Below are 21,175 nucleotides of genomic sequence, written 5' to 3' on the forward strand. Positions count from 1 at the left end.
GTACGGTGGCCTCATATCGGCCCCCAGGCCGCCAGGGCCGGGGTGCAGGAGAGGAGTCCGGCCGTGCCGAAGGAGACCGCCGTCTACACACACGGGCACCACGCGTCCGTGCTGCGCTCGCACCAGTGGCGGACCGCCGCCAACTCCGCCGCGTACCTGGTCGGCGAACTCAGGCCGGGCATGGAGGTGCTGGACGTCGGATGCGGTCCCGGAACCATCACGGCCGACCTCGCGGAACTGGTCGCGCCGGGCCGGGTGACCGGCGTCGACGCCGCCGAGGACGTACTGAGCCGGGCACGCGCGACCGCGGAGGCGCGCGGTCTGGACACGGTCCGCTTCGCGGTCGCCGACGTCCACGCCCTGGACTTCCCCGATGACTCGTTCGACGTGGTCCACGCCCACCAGGTGCTCCAGCACGTGGGCGACCCGGTCGGGGCGCTGCGCGAGATGCGGCGTGTGTGCCGGCCCGGCGGGATCGTCGCCGCGCGCGACAGCGACTACCAGGCGTTCACCTGGTTCCCCGAAGTCCCCGGTCTCGACGCATGGCAGCGGGTGTACCGGCAGGTGGCCCGCGCGAGCGGCGGAGAGCCCGACGCCGGCCGTCGGCTGCTGTCCTGGGCCCGGCAGGCGGGGTTCGCGGACGTCACGGCGTCGGCCGACGCCTGGTGCTTCGCCGACGAGGAGTCACGAGCCTGGTGGAGCGGCCTGTGGGCGGAGCGGACGACCGAATCCGACTACGCCCGGCTCGCGGTCGAGGGCGGTCACGCCTCCGCCGAGGACCTGGCCTCCTTCGCCGAGGCCTGGCGAGCCTGGGGCCGGGCGGAGGACGCCTGGTTCATGGTCCCGCACGGTGAGATCCTCTGCCGTGTGTGAACCGGCCGCTGCGGTCGAGCCGGTCCGGCGGCGGGGCGAGGGTGCACCCGGCCGGTGATCCGGCGCGCCTCGGCCGACGCGGCTGGACGATCCCGTGTCAGGAGGAGCGTGGCACTGCCTCGGTGCGGCCTTCGGCCGTGTCCTCAATCTCCCCCGGCTGCCTCCCCCGGACTCCGTCCGGGGTCCCCCCCGAAGGTGCCCCCAGGGGTACCCCGCGGGGGCCCCGGCCGGGCTCCGCAGAAGCCCGGCCGCCCGATTGAGGACACGGGGTCCGGGGGCGGAGCCCCCGCAGGGGGCTGCGGCGGAGCCCCAGTTCGGGGAGGGGCGGGGAGGGGAAACATCCCCCGGAGAGGCCCTACGCTCGCAGGTATGGAGATCCTCGGTACCACGCTCCGCATCTGCGTCGACGACCTGGAGGCGGCCGCCTCCTTCTACGAACAGCTCACCGGCGCCTCGGCGCAGCGATTCGAGCGCGGAGGGGTCTCGGCGGCCGCCGTCGGCTGCTTTCTGCTGATGAGCGGCCCGGAGTCGGAACTGGAAGTGCTGCGCAAGGTGTCGGCGACGATCGCGGTCCGCGATGTGGAGCAGGCCTGCGTCACGCTGGAGGCGGTGGGTGCGCGGGTCGTCGCGGGCCCGCTGCCGACCCCGGCGGGGCGCAATCTGATCGCCGTGCACCCGGACGGCTCCGTCTTCGAGTACGTGGACCGCGGCCCGGCCGCATGACGTCACCGTACGGGCGCACCGGCGGTCATCTCCTGGGTGATCGCCCAGCGTTCGTGGTCGCGCCACGCCCCGTCGATGAACAGATAGTCCGGTGAGAAGCCCTCGAGGCGGAAGCCCGCCCTCCGTACGAGCGCGACCGACGGCGCGTTGCCGGGCTGGATGTTGGCCTCCAGCCGGTGCAGGCCCATCGGCCCGAAGGCATGGCGCAACACCAGGCGCAGCCCCTCGGACATCAGCCCGCGGCCGGCGGCGTGCGCGAACGCGCCGTAGCCGAGGAAGCCGCAGCGGAACGCACCGCCGATGATGCTGTTGACGTTGACGAAGCCGGCGATCGCCCCGGTGTCGCGCATGCAGACCAGCAATCCGGCATGCGCCGGGTCCTCGATGAGCCGGCCCGCGTAGGCCGCGTACTTCTCGGCGGTCTCGGGCGGAAACAGCCAGGGCCGGCAGTGCTCTGCGCTCTCGCGGGCTCGGGCGGTGAACTCCTCGCCGTCGCCGTATGAGATGAGGCGCAGTCCCACCCGGGGACCGACGGCGAGGAACTCGGACGGGGCTGCGGAGCGGGGTGCTGACGGTTCGTGCATCGCGGCAGCGTAGCCCGGGCGGTCCTGACGGCCGCTCACCGCACGCGTCTGCGGAAGAGGTAGCCGCCGCACAGCACGCCGACGGCGAACATCGCGAGCAGCGCCAGATAGAGCGGCATGGTCACTTCGGGGATCAGCAGCCTGATCTTGACCTGGCGGGTGTTCTCGAAGATGAAGATGATCGCGAGGAGCGCGATCACGAGGACAGTGGCCCTGGCCGGGGTGAGCCAGTCACGGATGCCGCCGCCGCGTCGCCTGCTGCCGCCGCTGCTCGATGCTTCCCTGGGGCTCATGGGACCAGGATGGACGGATCCTGGCCCCATGAGCGTCTGGAGCGGGCCGTACGGGTGACGGGGTCCGGCGGCCACGGTCCCGGCAGGCCCGGCTGAGGGTCGGGTCAGTGGTGCGCGAGCACGAGCTGCGGCTCGTCCTCGTCGCCGGCGGACCGCGGCGTGCCGCCGTCCTCGGGCCGCTGGATCAGCAGGGAGGACACCACGCCGAGCGCCAGCAGCGCCAGCGCCGCGTACATCGCGTGCTGGTAGCCCGCCTCGGTCGGCCCCTGCGCGTCGCTGCCCGCCGTGATCATCGCGGAGGCGAGGGCGATGCCCAGCGACGCCCCGATGCCGAAGCAGGCTCCGTTGAGGCCGGAGAGGGACCCCGGCTTGTCCTTGGGGGCGGTGGTGACGGCCAGGCCGTTGAGGCCGGTCAGCATAAAACCGCCGTAGGTGACGCCGAGCGCCGCCAGCGAGGCGATGAGGATCCACTCGTGGTGCAGGAAGAGCGTGGCGAAGAGGAAGATCGCGAAGTTGGCGACGGCTCCGGCGACCACCACGGTGCGCCAGCCGATCCGGGGTCCGAGCCGCCCGGTCAGCGGTGCGGAGATGACGCCGATCAGCTGGATGGGGGTCAGGAACAGCACGGCGGCGGCGACGGCGGAGAGGCCGAGCCCCACGCGCGTGTCCTGGGAGAACAGCGGGATGGTCAGGGCGATCGCGCCGAACGCGCCGCCGAGCGTGCACACGGTGGTGATCAGCAGCGGCCAGGCGCGGCGCGAGGACAGCACCTCGATGTCGATGACGGGGTTGGGCGCGCTCTTCTGCGAGACGACGAAGACGACGAGCGCGGCGAGCCCGCCGAGCAGGAAGGCGGCGGTGAGCGGCGAGGTCCAGCCCCAGCTCGCACCCTGCGCCAGACCGACGAGCACTCCGGTGAGGCCGAGGGCGAGCGCGGTGATGCCGCGCGAGTCGAAACGGCCGTCGGCGGCGGTCGGCGGGACGTCGGGGACGTACCTGCGGACGCCGAACAGCCCGGCGACTGCGATCAGCGTCGAGCAGACGAAGATGCCGCGGAAGCCGATGGTGTCGGCGATCTGGCCGCCGGCGATGGCGTCGATTCCGGCGAGACCGCCGTTGACCGCGGTGATGATGCCGGCCGCCTTGCCGAAGCCCGCCGGGCTGAGCAGCTGGTTCAGGGTGAGGAAGGTGAGCGTGAACATCGCGGCGGAGACACCCTGGAGGATGCGGCCCGCGATGAAGATCTCGATGTTCGGCGCGAAGACGCAGAGCAGATTGCCGATGATCAGGACGAAGGCGCAGAGGATCATCATCGGCTTGCGGCCGCGCTGGTCGCTGAGGCGGGCGAGGGTGACCTGGCCGATGGCCGCCATCAGGAAGAACAGCGTCTGGGAGAGGCCGGCGGCCGCGGTCGAGGTGCCGAGGCGCTCGATGACGTCGGGCAGCGCGGGGCTGAGCATCGTGGCATTGATCTGATAGCCGAGAACGGCCAGCACCATGGCCAGCAGCATGCTGCCCCGGCCTGTGAGATCGGATGCGGCCCCGGACGGTGTCCGGCCGAGCCTGGTCGACATGTCGGCCCCTTTGCCTCGGATGTCTTGCGGTCTTGCGGTCTTGCCGTTCCGGATACTTGTCAGACAAGTAGCCTCACACAGAGTGGAATCTACGTGCGTAGAACGTCAAGACCTTCCCGCCGTGAATTGCGCAGCAGCCTCGTTTTCGGCTGAAATCGCAGCTCGGACCGGTGGTCGTCGACACATGGGCGATTGCCCGGCCATCGGAATCGGCATAGCGTGATGACGAGAGCCAGCTGACAAGTGGGCCGAGGAGGGGCAGTGGCAGTCAGCGGAGCCCAGCGCAGACCGGTCGTCGCGCTGTACGAGCGGATCGCGGACGCCATCCACGACGGCACCTATCCGCCGGGGTCCACCCTGCCGTCCGAGCCCCGGCTCGCCGGGGCGCTGGGAGTAAGCCGACCGGCCCTGCGCGAGGCGCTGCTGCTGCTCCAGGAGGACGGCCTGCTGACCGTGCGCCGAGGCGTGGGCAGAACGGTCAACGACCGTGCGCCCCGGCGGGGCTACGAGCGCATCCAGCCGCTCGAGGAGCTGCTGTCGGCGGGGGCCGCCCTGCGGGTGCGCCCGCTGTTGCGCGCGGTGGAGGAGCCCACCGACTTCACCGCCCAGCATCTGCTGGCCGCGGCCCGCGCCGAGCTGCGGTTCTGGGAGTCCCTGCTGACCGGGGAGGGCACGGCGGCGGCGCTCAGCCAGGAGTGGGCGGCGGAGGAGGAAGTGCTGGAACGCGCCCATCCGGCGTTCGCGCGGGCCCTGCGTGCCGAGCCCGCCCCGGCGGCGTCCATGCTCTCGGTGCTCGCGGCGGCGTCCCGGGGCGTCCAGCTCACCGGTCACAGCGCGGTGACGGCGACCGTGCTCGGTCAGCGCCGCGGCGAACAGCTGGACCGCTCGGCGGACACACCCGCGGTCCTGGTCACCCAGGTGATCCGGGTGGCCGAGACACCGGTCCTCGCGGCCAAGCACATGCTGCCCACGGGCGCGCCGGCGCTGCCGGTGCTGCACACGACGTAACCGGGGGCGGGGCTCCAGGCCCCCGCGCCTCGATCTCCTCCGACTTCCTGCGCCGGGCTGGGCTTGCCCGCCCGGCGCTTGAGGGCCGGGGCTCCGGGGGCGGAGCCCCCGGGGAGGGGTCGGCGGCGTGCCGTACACTCAGCGGGTATGCACTTGTCTGACATCCTGCGCGCACCCAAGGCCGTCCTCCACGACCACCTCGACGGCGGTCTGCGCCCCGCCACCATCATCGAACTGGCCCGTGAGTGCGGATACCGCGGGCTGCCGACCGAGGACCCCGAGGCGCTCGGCGTCTGGTTCCGGGACGCCGCGGACTCCGGATCGCTGGAGCGCTATCTGGAGACCTTCGCCCACACCTGCGCGGTGATGCAGACCCGTGAGTCGCTCGAGCGGGTCGCCGCGGAGTGCGCCGAGGATCTGGCCGCCGACGGCGTGGTGTACGCCGAGGTGCGGTACGCCCCCGAGCAGCACCAGGAACGCGGCCTGACCCTCGACGAGGTAGTGGACGCGGTCAACGCCGGCTTCCGGGAGGGCGAGCGCCGCACCGGCGGGCGGATCACCGTGCGGGCGCTGCTCACGGGCATGCGGCACACGGACCGCTCCCTGGAGATAGCCGAGCTGACCGTCGCGCACCGTGAGCGCGGGGTGGCGGGCTTTGACATCGCAGGCGGCGAGATCGGCAACCCGCCCGCGCGTCATCTGCCCGCCTTCCAGCACCTCAGGCGGCACAACTGCCACTTCACGATCCACGCGGGCGAGGCGGTCGGCGCGGAGTCGATCCACGAGGCGGTGCAGATCTGCGGCGCGGAGCGCATCGGCCACGGCGTGCGCATCACGGACGACATCACCGTGCACGACGACGGTTCGGCGGCGCTGGGCCATCTCGCGGCCTACATCCGCGACAACCGCATCGCACTGGAGGTCTGCCCGACCTCCAATCTGCAGACCGGCGCCGCGAAGGACTACGCCACCCACCCCATCGACCTGCTGCGCCGCCTCGGCTTCCGGATCACGCTGAACACCGACAACCGACTGGTCTCCGGCACCACCATGAGCCGGGAGTTCCAGCACATGGCGGAGGCCTTCGGTTATGGCCCGGAGGTGTTCGAGGAGTTCACCGTGGCCGCGGTCGAGTCGGCGTTCCTGCCGCTGCCGGAGCGCCGCAGGCTGATCGACGAGGTGATCCGCCCGGGGTACGCGGCGCTGCGCTAGCGAGCCCCCCGGGCCCCCTCAGTCCCGGGGCCCTCAGTCCCGGGGCCGGACAGGCCCGAGGCCGGAGCGGGCCCCGGATCAGAGCAGGGCGGGCTCGTCCAGCGTCAGCGTGCCGGCGTCGGCGTCCAGTACGGCGCGGACGCCGAGGGGCACGGTGAGCGCCGGGGAGCCATGGCCAAACCCCAGCTCCTCCACGACCGGCACGCCGAGCCCGCCCAGCCGGTCGCGGAGGACCGCCCGCACCCTGTCGTACGGTCCGCACTGCGCCCATGATCCGAGGGCGACGCCCATGACGCCGTCCAGCGTTCCCGCGCGCAGCAGCTGGGTGAGCGCCCGGTCGATCCGGTAGTCCTCCTCCCCGACGTCCTCGATCAGCAGCAGGCCGCCGTGGGCGGCGCGCCGGGCGTGCGGAGTGCCGACGTCGGCCGCGAGGAGGGTGAGGCAGCCGCCGAAGGTGATGCCCGCCGCCCGGCCCGGCACCAGGGTGCGGGCCGTGTCCAGGCCCAGTACGCGCACCGACTCGGGCTCGAAGAGCGTGGCCCGCAACTGCTCCCTGGAGGGCGGGTCGCCGATGAAGCCGGGCGACCCCACCATGGGGCCGTGCAGCGTGGCCAGGCCCATGCGCTGGGCGAACGCCTCGTGCAGCGTGGTGATGTCGCTGTATCCGACGAAGACCTTGGGGCCCGCGGCCCGCACCGCCGTCCAGTCGACCAGCTCGGCCGTACGGGCGGCGCCGTAGCCGCCGCGGGCGCAGAGCACGGCGGTCACGGACTTCTCGCACCATGCCTCGGTCAGCTCGCGCGCCCGCACCGCGTCGGCGTCGGCCAGATAGGGCAGGTCCGGGTGGCGCCTGCGGACATGGGGCGGCGTCACCGGGTCGAGCCCCCAGTCGCGCAGGATGCCGAGTCCGGCCTCGAGCTGTTCCTCGGGGACGGGCCCCGCGGGGGCCACGACGGCGACCCTGTCCCCCGGCCGCAGCCGCCGTGGGCGGGCCAGGGGCGGCGTGGTCACTTCTTCAGCTCCAGCACCGGGGTGTCGGACCGTTCGATGCCGAAGGTCTGGAGGTACAGGGAGAGTTCGGCTTCCAGCGCCCGGATCAGGGTGTCGGCCCTGCGGAAGCCGTGTCCCTCCCCCTCGAAGGCGATGTACGCGTGCGGGATGCCGCGTCCGGCGGTCCGCTCAAGGAACCGCTCGCACTGCACGGGCGGGCAGATCACATCGTCCAGTCCCTGGAGCAGCAGGAACGGCACGCTGATCCGGTCGACGTGGTGGAGCGGCGAGCGCTCCCGGTAGCGGCCGGGAACCTCTTCAAGCGGGCCGACGAGTGACCGCAGATACTGCGATTCAAAGTCATGTGTCTCGCCGTCGGCCCAGCTTTCCAGATCGAGGATGGGGTAGCTGACTGCCCCGCAGGCATAGACGTCCGTGGCGGTCAGGGACGCGGCCGCCGTCCAGCCGCCGGCGCTGCCGCCGCGGATGGCAAGCCGAGCCGGGTCGGCGGTGCCCTCCGCGGCAAGGGTGCGGGCGACCGCCGCGCAGTCCTCGACGTCGACCACGCCCCACTGCTCGCGCAGCCGGTCGCGGTACTCCCGGCCGTATCCGGTGGAGCCGCCGTAGTTGACTTCTGCGACGCCGATGCCACGCGAGGTGAAGTAGGCGATCTCCAGGTCGAGTACCGGCGGGGCATGACCGGTGGGGCCGCCGTGGGCGCGCACGACGAACGGCGGAAGCTCGTCGTCGGGGGCGACCCGGTCCGGGCTGTGCGGCGGATAGACATGGGCGTGGATCTCGCGGCCGCCGGGGCCCGTGAAGGTGCGGAGCTGCGGCTCGGGGTAGTACGCGGGGTCCACCGGGTCGTCATGGGCAGAGCCCACGACCCGGGTGCGCCCGGTGCGGGTGTCCAGTTCCACGATCTCGGCGGCGCTGCGCGGGCTGGCCGCGACGCCGATGACGCGGTCGCCGTGCACGGCGAGGGTGGGCGCCCATGCGGTCCAGGGGCCTGCGGCGTCGACCAGTTCGCCGGTCTCGGGGTCCAGTATGCCGAGGGAGGTGGCGCCCTTGCCGTGGATGACGGCGATCAGCCCGTCGGCCAGCGGGGCGAACCAGCTGAGGCCGATCTTCCACAGCGGTCCGCCGAACTCCTCCTCCCGGCCGGGGCACAGCTCCGTGCGCCGCAGAGGCTCCTGAGGGGTGTCCGCGGCAGCGGCGGCCACCGGCGCGGCGGACCCGGGCGATGACGCGGTCAGCGCGTGCGCCGCGATGCGCTGCGGCTCCCACCAGCCGCCCCGGTCGGAGACGAGCAGCAGCGAGCCGTCGGGGGCCCAGCCGACCTGGGCCACGGATTCGTCGGCGCCGCCGGCCACACAGCGGACCCGGGTGAACTCCGTCCCGCCTGCGCCACTCGAGCCGCCGTCGCCGGCAGCGGCGCCGACCATGTCGCTGACGTCGACGCCGGTGACGTCGACGCCGGTGATGTCGGCGACCAGGACCGAGGTGCCGTCCCACGGCATCTGCGGATGGTCCCAGGCGAGCCAGGCGACGCGCCTGCCGTCCGGCGAGAGCCGTGGCCCGGTGACGAAGCGCCGCCGGTCGTCGGTGAGCTCCCGCAGGGCGGCGCGGTCCGCGGCGGCGGACCCGTCCAGCGGCACGGCGGCGATCACCCGGCGTACGTCGGTGGGCCCCGGGCCGGTGAACTCCTCCAGCACGCACCAGACCTCGCCGTGCTCCGGCCGGATCCGCGGGTCGGCCCAGCGCAGCCCGCCCCCGACGTCCGACACGGGGGTGAGGGGACGCGGCGCGGCTCCGGGAGCGTCGGGCTCATAGGCGTACAGCCGCTGGTCCGGGAGGTGGACGAAGACCACGAGGGGACCGCGGCCGCCGGGCGGCAGGATCCCGGCCCAGGGCTGTCCTCCGTACTCGATGACTCTGCTGCGGACGTTCCACGGAGCGGGCAGCACCGACTCCTCGTCTCCGTCGGCGCGCCGGCGGACCAGGGTCCGCCGGCCGCCTTCCGCCGGGCGCGGCGCGGTCCACCACACCTCGTCGCCGACCATGCCGAGGAACTCCGGCCGGCCGTCGTGCGAGGCGGCGAGCGCCGCGTCGATCGGCGACGGCCACGTCCCGTAGGCCCCCGTGGGTACCATGCCCAACTCCCCCTATGCGGACTTCAGATAGTGGTCCAGAACGTCGACTCCGAAATGCAGCGCCTCGGCGGGGACGCGCTCGTCGACGCCGTGGAACATCGCCGGATAGTCGAAGCCGACGGGCAGCTTCAAGGGTGAGAAGCCGTATCCCTCGATGCCCAGCCGAGCGAAGTGCTTGGCGTCCGTGCCGCCCGACATGCAGAACGGCACGATGTGCGCGTCCGGGTCGAACCGCTTCAGAGAGGCCCTGAGCCGGGCGAAGGTGGCGGAGTCCACCGGGGCCTCCAGCGGGATCTCACGGTGGTGGAACTCCCACTCGACGTCGGAGCCGGTCAACCGGTCCATGGTGGCCGTGAACTCCTCCTCGTGGCCCGGCAGCATCCGCCCGTCCACATAGGCGACGGCGCGCCCCGGGATCACATTGATCTTGTATCCGGCGTCCAGCATGGTGGGGTTGGCGCTGTGCCGCACGGTGGGCCGGACGAGCGCCCCGGCCGGGCCGAGCTTCTGCAGAAGGCCGTCCGCGTCGAAGTCGCGCGCTTCGACGTCCGTGTCGATGCCCTGGAGTGCGGCCAGCTCGGTCAGTGCGGCCCGCACCGTCGCCGTGAGGCGCACGGGCCACTCGTGTTCGCCGATCCGGGCGACGGCCCGGGCCAGCTTCGTCACCGCGTTGGCGGGGTTGGGCTTGGAGCCGTGGCCCGCGGTGCCGTGAGCGGTGAGCTTGAGCCAGGCGGTGCCGCGCTCGCCGGCGGCCACCGGGTAGAGCCGCATGCCCCCGCCCGCGTGGAAGGTGAAGGCTCCGGCTTCGCCGATGCCTTCCGTGCACCCTTCGAAGAGGTCCGCGTGGGCGTCGGCGAGGAAGGCCGCGCCGTCGGAGCCGCTGTCCTCCTCATCGGCGGTGTAGGCGATCACGATGTCCCGCCTGGGCGCGACTCCGGCCCGCGCCCAGGCCCGTACGAGCGCGAGCACCATGGCGTCCATGTTCTTCATGTCGACCGCGCCCCGGCCCCACACCACCCCGTTGCGGATCTCCCCGGAGAAGGGGGGCACGGTCCATTCGGCCGCCTCTGCGGGCACCACGTCGAGATGGCCGTGGACGAGGAGGGCGTCGGCGGAGGGGTCGCTGCCGGCGATCCTGGCCACGACGTTGGTGCGGCCGGGCGTGCGTTCCAGCAGGACGGGCTCGAGTCCCGCACCGGCGAGCCGCTCTGCGACGTACTCGGCGGCGGGGCGCTCCCGGCAGTCGCCTCCCCCGCGGTTCGTCGTGTCGATGCGGATGAGGTCGGAGGTGAAGGTCACCGCCTCGTCGTACGCCTGCGCGTCGACGGACGGGGCCGCATCGGCACGGTCGGGGTGGACGTGGGGGGCTGTCACATCAGCCATACTGCTCCTCCATGGCCGCGGAGACGATCGTTGTGACCGCTTTGAATGTGCGAATGGCCTCATACATCGTCTCGCCGGCATAGGCGACGCGCCGCTCGCCCTCGCATACGACCCCGGGCACCACGGTGGCCGCAGCCCCCAGGTGCTCGGCGTCGAACTCCAGAGCCACGGTGAACGGGCCGCCCCGCACAGGCTCATGGCGCACCGCGAGCGCAGTGGCCTCCTTCGCCGCGGCGCGGATCTCTCCTGCCGTACGCGCCGGGGTGCGGCACACGGCGGCATAGCGGGACACGCAGTCCTTGACCGCGACCTTGCGGGCGGCGGGCGCATAGCCCTCCGCATCGGCGCAGGTCAGATCGTCCCCGGTGATCAGCACCACCGGAACTCCGTACTCCGCGGCCACATGCGCGTTCAGCAGGCCCTCACCGGCCCGCACGCCGTTGAGCCACACCCCGGTGACGGCATTGGGGAGGTAGGTGTGGGCGAGCACGCCGTCCATGCCCGCGCCGGTGTGGTAGCCGACGAAGGCGATGCCGTCCACGTCGCCGTGTTGCACGCCCTCCACCATGGACAGGGACTTGTGCTTCCCGGTGAGCATCTGCGCCCGCTCGTCCAGCCGCTCCAGCAGCAGATTGCGCATGGACCAGTGCGCTTCGTTGATCAGCACGTGGTCGGCGCCGCCGTCGAAGAAGCCCAGCACCGCCGCATTCACATCGGAGGTGAACATGGGCCGGCAGCGCTCCCACTGAGGGGTGCCGGGCAGCACATCGGCCGGCCAGGTGACGCCGGTGGCGCCTTCCATGTCGGCGCTGATGAGGATCTTCATGCCCTGTCACGTTACGCGCCGCGGAAGCGGCGGGCCAAGAGGCCGCGTCACGCCTTGCAGCGATGTGCACACCCGGGAGATGCGACTTCCGGCTCGGCGGCGGCTACGCGCCCGCCACGGGCTGGACGCCGGTGGCCGAGTCACGGACCAAGAGCTCGCCGGTCAAGGCGTCCCTGACGGCCTCAGGCCAGGCCAAGGCCGTGCTGGGCGCGCAGGCGTCCGGGTCCTCACCCGGCGCGCCAAGCGGCGTCCCAGCGGGCGCTTCGGCACGTCGGATCAGCCGTCGTCCCGGCCGCTGCCGCGCCCCACGACCAGCCACCTGGAGGGCAGTTCCAGCCGCGAGCCGTCGGACGCGTACTCGGTGGTGGCCAGCGGCAGCTCCCCCTCGGCGATCACATCGAGTCCCGCGGCGGCGAAGAGCCGAGATGCCTCCGCATCCGTGACGGCACCCGGCACGATGCCGTGCCGCAGCACCGGCAGCAGCTTGGCCGGCGGCCCCGCCTCACCCTGCGCCAGGGCCATGAGCCGCGCCCCCGCGGCTTCGCCGAGCTCCACGACGAACGCCCTGCCCCGCTCCCCCACGAGCGTCGCAATGGTGTCGGCGAGCGCCTGCCGGTCCTTCTCCACGCACTGATGCAGCACCCCGCGCATATAGACATTGGCATCGCCCAGTTCGGCGTGCAGCTGTGCGACCGCGTCGCCGTCGACGGCATCGAGCTCTCTGAAGCGCTGCTCCCCCGAAGGGTCCTGTCGTCTGGCGTGCTCTACCGCGGCCGCCGAGAGGTCCACGCCCAGCACCTGGTGGAAGCGGCCGGCCAGAAAGCGGGTCTGGGTGCCGTTGCCGCAGCCCAGGTCGACCAGGGTCAGGGCGGGATCGGCCACATGAGGTTCGAACAGCGTCAGGTGCGCTCCCGCGGTGACGGCGGGCTCGGCGTCCCAGAGGACCTCCCCGGGAACGTCGGGGGCCTCGCTCCAGAACCCCTCCCACGCGTCCTTGTACTGACTCGTCACGCTCATGACCGCTCCCCAGGGTCGGCACCTTGTCAAGATCGGTCTACCCGTCCCGGGGGCAGACGACAAGCACTCTGACCGCTGAGGGCCGTTCCTTCACGAGGAGTTCGACCGACGGGGAGCATCCCGCCCGGGGCAGGGCAACTCGAACCAGACCGTCTTGCCCTCCGGTGTGTGGCTGGTGCCCCACTCCCGGGCCAGGGCGCTCACCACATGCAGCCCGCGCCCCAGCTCGTCGTCCGGGCCCGCGTCGAGCAGGGCGGGCAGCGCCGGGTCCTCGTCGGCGAGTTCGCACACCAGGGCGTCCGCCCGCACCACACGCAGTGTGGCGCGGGTGCCCTTCGCATGGCGTACGGCATTGGCCGTCACCTCACCGACCAGCAGTTCGGCGGTGTCGGCCACGGCGTGCAGCCCCCATGCGGCCAGCTGGTCCCGGACGAGCAGACGCGCCCGGCGCGCCTCGCGCGGATCGAGCGTCAGCTCCCAGGAGGCGACCGAGCCGGTGTCTATCCCGTTGAGCCGGGCCATGAGGAGGGCCACGTCGTCCTTGCGTCCGCCGCGGGTGTTGAGGGCACGGATGATCGTGTCGCAGGCGGTGTCCATGGAGGCGGCCGGGTGCGCGGCCGACTCGCAGAGCGTCGCCAGACCGACGCCGATGTCCTCGCCCCGCACCTCCACCAGCCCGTCGGTGCACATGATGAGCCGGTCCCCGGGCGACACCGGGATGCGGACGCATCGGAACGGCACCCCTCCGACGCCGATGGGCGCGCCCGTGGGCAGATGCAGCAGTTCGCTGCGTCCGTCGGCGGCGCGCACCAGTACCGGAGGGACATGACCGGCGTTGGCCATGCGCAGCTCGTGGCGGATGGGGTCGTAGACGGCGTAGAGGCAGGTCGCCAGATAGTGCTCGCCGAGCCGCTGGGCGAGGTCGTCGAGATTGCGCAGCAGTTGCTCGGGCGGCAGGTCCAGGGCGGCCATGGTCTGCACGGCGGTGCGCAGCTGCCCCATCATGGCTGCCGAGTTGAGGCCGTGGCCCATGACGTCGCCGACCACCAGGGCGGTCCGGGAGCCGGGCAGTTTGACGGTGTCGAACCAGTCGCCGCCGACCCGGCCGAGCATGGTGCCCGGAAGATAGCGGGTGGCTGTGTCGCAGCCCGGCATGCGCGGGGTGACATGCGGCAGCATCGAGTCCTGGAGGGTCTCGGCGACGGCCTCCTGGTACGTGTACATCCGCGCGTTGTCGAGGACGAGCCCGGCACGTGCGGCCAGTTCGGCGCCGGTGACCCGGTCCATGTCGTTGAAGAGGCTGCGCTCCGGGTGGCGGAGGAGGATCATGAAGCCGAGCACCACGTTCCGTGCCTTGAGCGGCACGACGAGCATGGAGCGGCCGTTGATCAGCGGCCGGATGTCGCGCTTTTCGAACTGTGAGGCGATGGCGGTACCCATCTCCTCACTGATCCGCGGCACCAGCACCGGTTCGCCGGTGGTCATGCACTGGAAGAAGGGCGTGTGCGCGGGGAACGGCATGGACTCGCCGACCGGCACCACATCGTCCCAGCGGCCCGGCTCGTCCACATGCTCGACGGCGACGCGGTGCCACATGGTGGTGGCGTCGGGCGGCCCGTCCGGGAAGCCCTCGCCGGCGATGACCTGCTCGCGCAGATAGGTTCCGGCGACATCGGTGAAGCGCGGCACGACGGCCGCGCTGACCTCCTGGATCGTTCGGGCGAGGTCGAGCGAGGAGCCGATGCGTCCGCTGACCTCGTTGAGGAACTCGAGCCTTTCGCGTACCGCGGCGTATTCGAGGTCCTGCGCCAGGTCGGCGGCGTCCACATGCTCTCCGGCCGCGGCCGCCCGCTGGGCCGCGCGGCGGCGCGCGGCGGCGCGCGGTGCGCTCGACGCGCCTGGGCACGCCCCAGTCGGGGGTGACGGGCACCCGGTCGTGGTGGCTGAACTCCAGTACCGGATAGCCCAGCTCCAGCACCTGGGAGACGATGCGGGAGGACTCCTGCACGCTCATGCTGGGCAGGATCTCGGGCAGTCGCAGCGCGAGTTCGTCGAAGCCGGGGAACTCGGTGTGCAGGGCGAAGCCGGGTGCGATGCGCTCGACGCTCGCGTCGTCGGTCGTGAGCCGGGCGGCGTCGGCGGCGAGCACGAGAAGGCGCTCGGCGCCGGGGCCGACGAGCGGATAGGCCCACCAGAGCACGTCGACGCGGTCGCGTCGCCCGTCCCGCGCGGGCGTCTGCTGGGAGATCCGGGCCCGGCCGGCGGCCGGGTAGGCGGTCAGCCCGTGCAGGGAGGCGTCGAGCCCGGGGCCGGGTGATTCCGTGTCGTACGGGGACGGTTCATGGCCGTATGCGCCCGGGGCGTCGTCCGCGGAGAGCGCACCGGAGACCGGGAGCAGATCGACGACCGGCGCTCCGACCGCCTCCCGCCTGTCCGGTCCGAACAGCCGCCGCGCCCCGGTGGACCAGTGGGACACCAGTCCGTTCCCGTCCACGACGACCACGGCAAGCGGAATCCGCCCGGCTGCGGCGCGCGACGGCGGCTCCGGCGGAACACCACTGTCCATGGGTGTCAGGCTCCTTCCCCGCGGCCCTGGCCGCGGCCTCGCCACCACCGTACGGGTCTTGGTCCGCCGTGTGCGGGGCAACGCGGGAATAGGTCGTGCGCCCGCGCGAATCGATGAAGGAGCTGAAGAGAAGTCAGTCCTCGGGCGCCTCCCGGAGAGCTTTGCGGCCCGTGGCGCGGACGCGCACCACGGACCGCGGCCAAACCACTCGAACCGGTGAGCCCGGTGGCTACTTCTCCACCTCGGCGGCGAGCTTGGCGAGCACCATGTCGTAGATCCGGGCGAGGCCCTTGGGCGCGAAGGTGCGCTCGAAGAAGCCGCCGATGCCGCCGGCGCCGTTCCAGACCGTGGTGACGACGGCCTTCGACCTGCCCTCGCCTGCGGGGGTGACGGTCCAGGTGGTGACCATCGAGGAGTTGCGGTCTTTCTCGACGAGCTGCCCGTCGGTCGGCTCGGTCACCTCGAGCAGGCAGTCGCGGACCCGCTTGCTGGTGGCCTGGAGCTTCCAGTGGACGACGGTGCCCTCGCCGTCGCCGCCCTCCTTGACCTCGTACTCGCTGAAGTGCTCGGGCAGGAGCTTTGCGCGGGTGTTCTCGTAGTCGGCCAGCGCATCGAACACCGTCTCCGCGTCCGCCGAGATGATCCGTTCTGTGGTGGCCTCGACCTGCGCCATTCCTGTTCCTCCAGCATTCGGTTGTTGCTCGGGCAGCGCTAGCCAACCACCTCGGCTGCGGCCGCCCAAATCAGAGGCGCAACGATCAAGGGAACACATGTTCTATTCTGTGGCCAGAGCGACCGAGGAGGCGTCCATGCGCTGGAACCATCTGGCCGAGAACCCCACGGCAGCCGCGGACCCCGCGCTGTTCAGCGCCTCGGCGGTGACCACGAGGACCTTCGACGCCCCCGAGTTCCGGGGGATCACGTTCCACGAGATCCGGGCGCGTTCGATTCTGAACCGGGTGCCGGGGGCGTCACAGATGCCGTTCGAGTGGACCGTCAACCCGTACCGCGGATGTACACACGCATGTGTGTACTGCTTCGCCCGCAAGACTCATGGATATCTGGACCTGGACACAGGACTCGGGTTCGACACCCAGATCGTGGTGAAGATCAACGCGCCGGAGCTGCTGCGGCGGCAGCTCGCCGCGCACGGCTGGCAGGGAGCGCATGTCGCCATGGGCACCAATGTGGACTGCTACCAGCGGGCAGAGGGGCGCTACCGGCTGATGCCGGGGATCATCGAGGCGCTGCGCGACCGCGCGAACCCCTTCTCCATCCTCACCAAGGGCACGCTGATCCTGCGGGACCTCCCACTGCTGCGGCAGGCGGCGGAGGTGACGGACGTGGGGATCTCGGTCTCCGTCGGCTTCACCGACTGCGAGCTGTGGCGCACCGTGGAGCCGGGCACGCCCTCGCCCGAGCGCCGCCTCGATGTCGTGCGCGCGTTCGCCGACAGCGGCATCGGGTGCGGAGTGCTGATGGCCCCGGTGATCCCGTTCCTCGGAGACCGCCCGGACCAGCTCCGCGCGACCGTGCGGGCGATCGCCTCGGCGGGCGCGTCGTCGGTGACGCCTCTGGTGCTGCATCTGCGGCCGGGTGCGCGGGAATGGTTCATGGCATGGCTGGCGCGCACGCACCCGCATCTCGTGGGGCGGTACGAGCGGCTGTACGGGGACGGGGCGTACGCGCCCCGGTGGTACCAGCGGCGGATCACGCGGCAGGTTCACGAGCTGGCCGCGGAGTTCGGCGTGGGGCCCGCGGCGGATCGCGGCGGGCGCCGCGGCGCCCGCCCGCAGCCGACTCCGGTGCCGACACCGGCACCGGAGTCGGAGCGCGGCACACAGCTCACGCTTCTGTGAGCCGGTCCGCCTGCGGGCGTGCGCTTGCCCCTGCCCCGCCCTTCCCGGAACTGGGGCAAGCCCCCAGACCCCCGGTACGGCCTGAAGGCCGAGTCCTCAAGCGGGTGCCACACCCCAGCCCCGCCGGCGATTGAGGCGGGGGGCCGGGGGCGGAGCCCCCGTTCAACTCAGCCGCGCCAGCGCCGCCTCCGCCGCCGCGCACAACCGCGGATGCGTCCGCGCCGTGTCCAGCAGCGGCGCCGCCCGCTTGTCGCCCAGCGCGCCAAGCCCCTCCACGCACGCCAGCCCGACCTTCCAGTACGGGTCTCCGGGCGCCAGCCGGCGGCGCAGAACGGTCATCAGGGCGGGGGCGGACTCCGGGGCCCGCAGCCTGGTGAGCAGGCGCACCGGCAGCAGCGCATAGGCGACGCGCAGCTCGTTCGTGGCCAGCGCGGCCGCCGCCTTCGGGGTGCGGGGGTCGTTCAGGCGGGCCAGCGCCTGGGCCGCGGAGACGTTGCGGGCCGGGTCGCGGTGGTTGAGCAGCAGCACCAGCGCCTCGAAGGACCGGCTGTCACCGGCGCAGCCGAGCCTGAAGGCTGCCATCTCCCTCGCCCACAAGGGGCGTTCCTGTGCCGTGAGCACATCCGCGAGCTCCTCCCCGTCCTCCGTGACCAGCAGCCGCTCGTACTCCTCAGAGCCCCCCGACTCCTTCCGCAGCCGCTCCGCCAGTGACCGTAACTCCGCGTCCATGGCCGTCAGCCTATCGGCGTCCGGCCGGTCGCGACCCAGATCACACTCGCCCAGCTCTGGCGCGCTCGTTACCCGCGAGTTAATCTCAAGTGAGCGGGTTACCCCCGTTCGGCTCCCGGTGGCCTGGTGACGCAGCCGCCGAGAGTCAGGTCGGTTTCGGCATGCAGTACGGCGCGACTCCGGGACAGAGTCCGCCGGCCCTTCACCACGCACTGCCCTGCGCTGCGCGGTCAGCGATTCCCGTGCGCCGCGCGCGCCTCACGGCGTTTCCCCTCATACGCCGTTCATCAGTCGTCACTCATCCCTGGAGTCCTGTGATGGACACGCCTACGGACACCCCTCTGCGCACCGTCGCCGTCGTCGGCCTCGGCACCATGGGCACCGGCATCGCCGAGGTGCTCGCCCGCGCCGGCCGCGAGGTCATCGGCATCGACGTCAGCGAGATAGCCGCCCGCAAGGCGGTCGACGCCCTCGAGGCGGCCACCGCGCGCGCCGTGGAGCGCGGACGCATCACGGAGGAGGAGCGCCGCAACACCCTCGCCCGCTTCCGTACCTTCTCCGATCTCCAGGCCGCCGCGGACGCGGATCTGGTGATCGAGGTGGTCCCGGAGTCGTACGAGGCCAAGCAGCAGGTCTTCCGTGCGCTGGACGCGGTCGTCCGCCCCGACACGATCATCGCCACCGGCACCAACGCCCTCTCCGTCACCCGACTGGCCGCGGACTCCGAGCACCCCGAGCGGGTTCTCGGACTGCACTTCTTCAACCCGGCGCCGGCGATGAAGCTGGTCGAGGTGGTCTCCTCGGTGCTGACCGCCCCGCATGCCGTGGAGGCGGTCACCGCCCTCGCTCGCGAGCTGGGCAAGGAGCCCGTCGCGGTGGGCGACCGGCCCGGTTTTGTCGCCGACGGGCTGCTGTTCGGCTATCTGAACCAGGCCGCCGCGATGTACGAGGCCAGGTACGCCTCCCGCGAGGACATCGACGCCGCGATGAAGCTCGGCTGCGGTCTGCCCATGGGTCCGCTGGCGCTGCTCGACCTGATCGGCATCGACACGGCGCGCACCGTGCTGGAGGCGATGTACGCGGCCTCCGGCGACCGGCTGCACGCGCCCGCGCCGGTCCTCAGACAGCTGAGCGAGGCGGGGCTGACCGGCCGCAAGGCGGGCCGCGGCTTCTACACGTATGCCGCGCCCGGCACCGATGTTCTCGTGGCGGACGAGCTGGCCCCCAAGCAGTCCGCCGCTCAGGCCGTGCCGGCCCGCGAGGTGCGTTCGGTCGGCGTGGCCGGCTCGGGGACGATGGCGAGCGGCATCGCCGAGGTGTTCGCCAAGGCCGGCTACGACGTGGTGCTCGCGGCCCGCAGCCAGGAGAAGGCGGAGACGGCCAAGTCCCGTATCGCCAAGTCGCTCGCCCGCTCCGTCGACAAGGGCAGGATGACGGCGGAGGCGCGCGACGGCGCGCTGGCGCGCATCACCCCGGCCGGCTCGCTGGACTCCTTCGCGGACGTCGATCTGGCGGTCGAGGCGGTCGCCGAGGACCTGGAGATCAAGCAGCAGCTGTTCGCCACGCTGGACAAGGTGTGCAAGGACGGCGCGGTGCTCGCCACCACCACCTCCTCGCTTCCGGTCGTGGCCTGCGCCCGAGCCACCTCGCGCCCGCAGGACGTCATCGGGATGCACTTCTTCAACCCGGCGCCGGCGATGAAGCTGGTCGAGGTGGTCCGCACCGTGCTGACCTCGCCCGAGGTCCACGCCACGGTGCGGGAGGTGACCGCGAAGATCAAGAAGCACCCGGTGGACTGCGGCGACCGGGCCGGGTTCATCGTGAACGCGCTGCTCTTCCCGTACCTCAACAACGCGATCAAGATGGTCGAGGACCACTACGCCTCGCTGGACGACATCGACGCGGCGATGAAGCTCGGCGGCGGCTATCCGATGGGTCCCTTCGAGCTGCTTGACGTGGTCGGTCTGGATGTCTCGCTGGCCATCGAGAAGGTGCTGCACCAGGAGTTCCGCGACCCGGGCCTGGCGCCCGCGCCGCTGCTGGAGCACCTGGTGGCCGCGGGCTGCCTGGGCCGCAAGACGGGGCGCGGCTTCCGCGAATATGCCCGGCGCTGAGCCGTACGGGGGCTGGGGCGGGCTGCTCGATCCGGCGGCCGAGCCGTCGGCGGGCGGCCCCGCCCCCGGCGGCACTCCCGGTCCGCAGGGGCCGCGCCCGGCCCCTCAGGCGCGCTCTCCTGCACGGATGCAGTACGTTCAGGGCATGTCCCAGCCGCCCAAGTCCGCCCAGACGACCGCCGCCGCACCCGACGCCGCCGAGAACACGGCGGGCGGCCGGGCAGCCGCTCAGCGCCTCAGGATGCGCCGTGAGCTGGCGGCCGCGGCCATGGAGCTGTTCGCCACGAAGGGGTACGAGGCGACGACGGTCGACGAGATCGCGGCCGCGGCCGGGGTCGCCCGCCGCACCTTCTTCCGGCACTTCCGGTCCAAGGAGGAGGCGATCTTCCCGGACCACGACGACACGCTGGTGCGGGCGGAGGCGGTGCTGAACGCTGCCCCGGCCCATGAGCATCCGCTGGACACCGTCTGCCGGGGCATCAAGGAGGTCATGCGGATGTACGCGGCCTCCCCCGCGGTCTCCGTCGAGCGCTACCGCCTCACACGTGAGGTGCCGACGCTGCGGGAACGGGAGATCGCGTCGGTGGCCCGCTACGAGCGGCTTTTCACCCGCTATCTGCTGGGCCACTTCGACGAACGCGACCACCACGACGGCAATGACGACCCGCTGCTGGCGGAAGTGGCCGCATCGGCGGTCGTCACCGCGCACAACCATGTGCTGCGGCGCTGGCTGCGGGCGGGCGGCAAGGGCGACGTCGAGGCCCAGCTCGACCACGCCTTCGCGATCGTCCGGGAGACCTTCGGCACGGGCATCGGCGTGGGGCGGGGCATGGCGACCAGAAGCCCCAGGGCCGCCGAGCCCTCGGAGGTGGCGGCGGAGTCCCGCGACGTGGTGGTCACCGTCACCCGAACGGACGCACCTCTGGAAGAGGTCATGAGCGCCATCCGGAAGGCCCTGGCCAAGGGCTGACCGCTCCCGCTGCGACCGCCCCCGCACCCGCAGAACCGCACCTGCCCGGACAACGGCCGCCCCGACGGGGCGGCCGTTGTTGCTCATGCGTGCCCGCGGGATGACAATTGAGAGAAATTGTTGGCACGCAGTGTCTTGCCACCTGGCACGCCGTGCCATACGTTGATGTCGTCCGGGCGGCCGGCGTGCAGAGACACCTCGTACGCCGGCTGTCCCCGCAACCATCTGCGCGCCCGGACGCCTGCGTCACAGGCACCTTTACCGCGCCCACAGCGCGCTGCCACAGCACCACCCGCCGAAC

The 21,175-nt window shown here is 72.2% G+C and carries 17 protein-coding genes and 1 pseudogene; 7 read left to right on the forward strand and 11 right to left on the reverse strand.

From position 1 onward, the window contains the following. Positions 1–63 precede the first annotated feature (63 nt). Both QCN29_RS25105 and QCN29_RS25110 read left to right on the forward strand, forming a co-directional pair. A complete protein-coding gene (locus tag QCN29_RS25105) occupies positions 64–873 on the forward strand; it encodes a class I SAM-dependent methyltransferase (protein WP_279930974.1) in 810 nt (269 codons plus the stop codon). 369 nt (positions 874–1,242) lie between these two features. Continuing rightward, positions 1,243–1,596, forward strand: a complete 354-nt coding sequence (locus QCN29_RS25110) for a VOC family protein (RefSeq protein ID WP_279930976.1) — start codon at positions 1,243–1,245, stop codon at positions 1,594–1,596. A 2-nt stretch (positions 1,597–1,598) separates the two neighbouring features. Here QCN29_RS25110 and QCN29_RS25115 read toward each other — a convergent pair whose 3' ends face one another. The 3 genes from QCN29_RS25115 to QCN29_RS25125 form a co-directional block, all read right to left on the reverse strand. Beyond that, positions 1,599–2,180: a GNAT family N-acetyltransferase gene (locus QCN29_RS25115; protein WP_279930977.1), complete on the reverse strand. Its 582-nt coding sequence runs from the start codon at positions 2,178–2,180 to the stop codon at positions 1,599–1,601. A 35-nt stretch (positions 2,181–2,215) separates the two neighbouring features. Further along, the gene (locus QCN29_RS25120; RefSeq protein WP_279930978.1) at positions 2,216–2,473 is read right to left on the reverse strand and encodes a LapA family protein; all 258 of its coding nucleotides are present in this window, start codon (positions 2,471–2,473) and stop codon (positions 2,216–2,218) included. 104 nt (positions 2,474–2,577) lie between these two features. Further along, the gene (locus tag QCN29_RS25125) at positions 2,578–4,047 is read right to left on the reverse strand and encodes an MFS transporter (RefSeq protein WP_279930979.1); all 1,470 of its coding nucleotides are present in this window, start codon (positions 4,045–4,047) and stop codon (positions 2,578–2,580) included. 261 nt (positions 4,048–4,308) lie between these two features. Between QCN29_RS25125 and QCN29_RS25130 the strand changes: the two genes are divergently transcribed. Both QCN29_RS25130 and QCN29_RS25135 read left to right on the forward strand, forming a co-directional pair. Next, positions 4,309–5,055, forward strand: coding sequence for a GntR family transcriptional regulator (locus QCN29_RS25130; RefSeq protein WP_279930981.1), 747 nt, complete (start codon positions 4,309–4,311; stop codon positions 5,053–5,055). Between the two features lie 147 nt (positions 5,056–5,202). Then, on the forward strand, positions 5,203–6,267 hold the full coding sequence (locus QCN29_RS25135; RefSeq protein WP_279930982.1) for an adenosine deaminase: 1,065 nt from the start codon (positions 5,203–5,205) through the stop codon (positions 6,265–6,267). A gap of 78 nt (positions 6,268–6,345) precedes the next feature. Here the strand turns inward: QCN29_RS25135 and QCN29_RS25140 are convergent, their stop codons facing one another. The 7 genes and pseudogenes from QCN29_RS25140 to QCN29_RS25170 form a co-directional block, all read right to left on the reverse strand. Further along, positions 6,346–7,278, reverse strand: a complete 933-nt coding sequence (locus QCN29_RS25140; RefSeq protein ID WP_279930984.1) for a S66 peptidase family protein — start codon at positions 7,276–7,278, stop codon at positions 6,346–6,348. Continuing rightward, the gene (locus QCN29_RS25145; protein WP_279930985.1) at positions 7,275–9,410 is read right to left on the reverse strand and encodes a S9 family peptidase; all 2,136 of its coding nucleotides are present in this window, start codon (positions 9,408–9,410) and stop codon (positions 7,275–7,277) included. Before QCN29_RS25145 ends, QCN29_RS25140 begins: the two co-directional genes overlap by 4 nt. 12 nt (positions 9,411–9,422) lie before the next feature. Beyond that, a complete protein-coding gene (locus QCN29_RS25150; protein ID WP_279930986.1) occupies positions 9,423–10,793 on the reverse strand; it encodes a M20/M25/M40 family metallo-hydrolase in 1,371 nt (456 codons plus the stop codon). Further along, positions 10,786–11,619 carry a M55 family metallopeptidase gene (locus QCN29_RS25155; protein ID WP_279930987.1) on the reverse strand — a complete coding sequence of 278 codons (834 nt, stop codon included), beginning with the start codon at positions 11,617–11,619 and terminating at the stop codon, positions 10,786–10,788. The genes QCN29_RS25150 and QCN29_RS25155 overlap by 8 nt, the downstream gene beginning before the upstream one ends. Positions 11,620–11,895: 276 nt before the next feature. Further along, on the reverse strand, positions 11,896–12,636 hold the full coding sequence (locus QCN29_RS25160) for a class I SAM-dependent methyltransferase (RefSeq protein ID WP_279930989.1): 741 nt from the start codon (positions 12,634–12,636) through the stop codon (positions 11,896–11,898). A gap of 90 nt (positions 12,637–12,726) precedes the next feature. Next, positions 12,727–15,202: pseudogene (locus tag QCN29_RS25165) on the reverse strand (SpoIIE family protein phosphatase). A gap of 229 nt (positions 15,203–15,431) precedes the next feature. Next, positions 15,432–15,875 carry an SRPBCC family protein gene (locus QCN29_RS25170; RefSeq protein ID WP_279930991.1) on the reverse strand — a complete coding sequence of 148 codons (444 nt, stop codon included), beginning with the start codon at positions 15,873–15,875 and terminating at the stop codon, positions 15,432–15,434. 136 nt (positions 15,876–16,011) lie between these two features. On the opposite strand from QCN29_RS25170, the gene QCN29_RS25175 reads away from it, so the two are divergent. Then, entirely contained in the window at positions 16,012–17,061 is a 1,050-nt protein-coding gene (locus QCN29_RS25175; RefSeq protein ID WP_279931034.1) for an Rv2578c family radical SAM protein, read from the forward strand. A 162-nt stretch (positions 17,062–17,223) separates the two neighbouring features. Here the strand turns inward: QCN29_RS25175 and QCN29_RS25180 are convergent, their stop codons facing one another. Next, positions 17,224–17,790 carry a HEAT repeat domain-containing protein gene (locus QCN29_RS25180; protein WP_279930992.1) on the reverse strand — a complete coding sequence of 189 codons (567 nt, stop codon included), beginning with the start codon at positions 17,788–17,790 and terminating at the stop codon, positions 17,224–17,226. Positions 17,791–18,107: 317 nt separating this feature from the next. On the opposite strand from QCN29_RS25180, the gene QCN29_RS25185 reads away from it, so the two are divergent. Together QCN29_RS25185 and QCN29_RS25190 are read left to right on the forward strand one after the other, a co-directional pair. Next, positions 18,108–19,904 (forward strand): 3-hydroxyacyl-CoA dehydrogenase family protein, encoded by a 1,797-nt coding sequence (locus QCN29_RS25185; RefSeq protein WP_279930993.1) that lies wholly within the window; start codon positions 18,108–18,110, stop codon positions 19,902–19,904. 127 nt (positions 19,905–20,031) lie between these two features. Next, the gene (locus QCN29_RS25190; protein WP_398859913.1) at positions 20,032–20,874 is read left to right on the forward strand and encodes a TetR family transcriptional regulator; all 843 of its coding nucleotides are present in this window, start codon (positions 20,032–20,034) and stop codon (positions 20,872–20,874) included. Positions 20,875–21,175: the final 301 nt, after the last annotated feature.

This window comes from Streptomyces chengmaiensis (assembly GCF_029846775.1).
Classification (GTDB): Bacteria; Actinomycetota; Actinomycetes; order Streptomycetales; family Streptomycetaceae; genus Streptomyces; species Streptomyces chengmaiensis.

Bases quoted from the DNA above. Each gene is read 5' to 3' on its own strand.
- QCN29_RS25160 (WP_279930989.1), bottom strand. From the start codon at position 12,636: ATGAGCGTGACGAGTCAGTACAAGGACGCGTGGGAGGGGTTCTGGAGC.
- QCN29_RS25110 (WP_279930976.1), top strand. From the start codon at position 1,243: ATGGAGATCCTCGGTACCACGCTCCGCATCTGCGTCGACGACCTGGAG.
- QCN29_RS25145 (WP_279930985.1), bottom strand. From the start codon at position 9,410: ATGGTACCCACGGGGGCCTACGGGACGTGGCCGTCGCCGATCGACGCG.
- QCN29_RS25185 (WP_279930993.1), top strand. From the start codon at position 18,108: ATGGACACGCCTACGGACACCCCTCTGCGCACCGTCGCCGTCGTCGGC.
- QCN29_RS25150 (WP_279930986.1), bottom strand. From the start codon at position 10,793: ATGGCTGATGTGACAGCCCCCCACGTCCACCCCGACCGTGCCGATGCG.
- QCN29_RS25190 (WP_398859913.1), top strand. From the start codon at position 20,032: ATGCAGTACGTTCAGGGCATGTCCCAGCCGCCCAAGTCCGCCCAGACG.
- QCN29_RS25125 (WP_279930979.1), bottom strand. From the start codon at position 4,047: ATGTCGACCAGGCTCGGCCGGACACCGTCCGGGGCCGCATCCGATCTC.
- QCN29_RS25135 (WP_279930982.1), top strand. From the start codon at position 5,203: ATGCACTTGTCTGACATCCTGCGCGCACCCAAGGCCGTCCTCCACGAC.
- QCN29_RS25175 (WP_279931034.1), top strand. From the start codon at position 16,012: ATGCGCTGGAACCATCTGGCCGAGAACCCCACGGCAGCCGCGGACCCC.
- QCN29_RS25180 (WP_279930992.1), bottom strand. From the start codon at position 17,790: ATGGACGCGGAGTTACGGTCACTGGCGGAGCGGCTGCGGAAGGAGTCG.
- QCN29_RS25120 (WP_279930978.1), bottom strand. From the start codon at position 2,473: ATGAGCCCCAGGGAAGCATCGAGCAGCGGCGGCAGCAGGCGACGCGGC.
- QCN29_RS25155 (WP_279930987.1), bottom strand. From the start codon at position 11,619: ATGAAGATCCTCATCAGCGCCGACATGGAAGGCGCCACCGGCGTCACC.
- QCN29_RS25170 (WP_279930991.1), bottom strand. From the start codon at position 15,875: ATGGCGCAGGTCGAGGCCACCACAGAACGGATCATCTCGGCGGACGCG.
- QCN29_RS25115 (WP_279930977.1), bottom strand. From the start codon at position 2,180: ATGCACGAACCGTCAGCACCCCGCTCCGCAGCCCCGTCCGAGTTCCTC.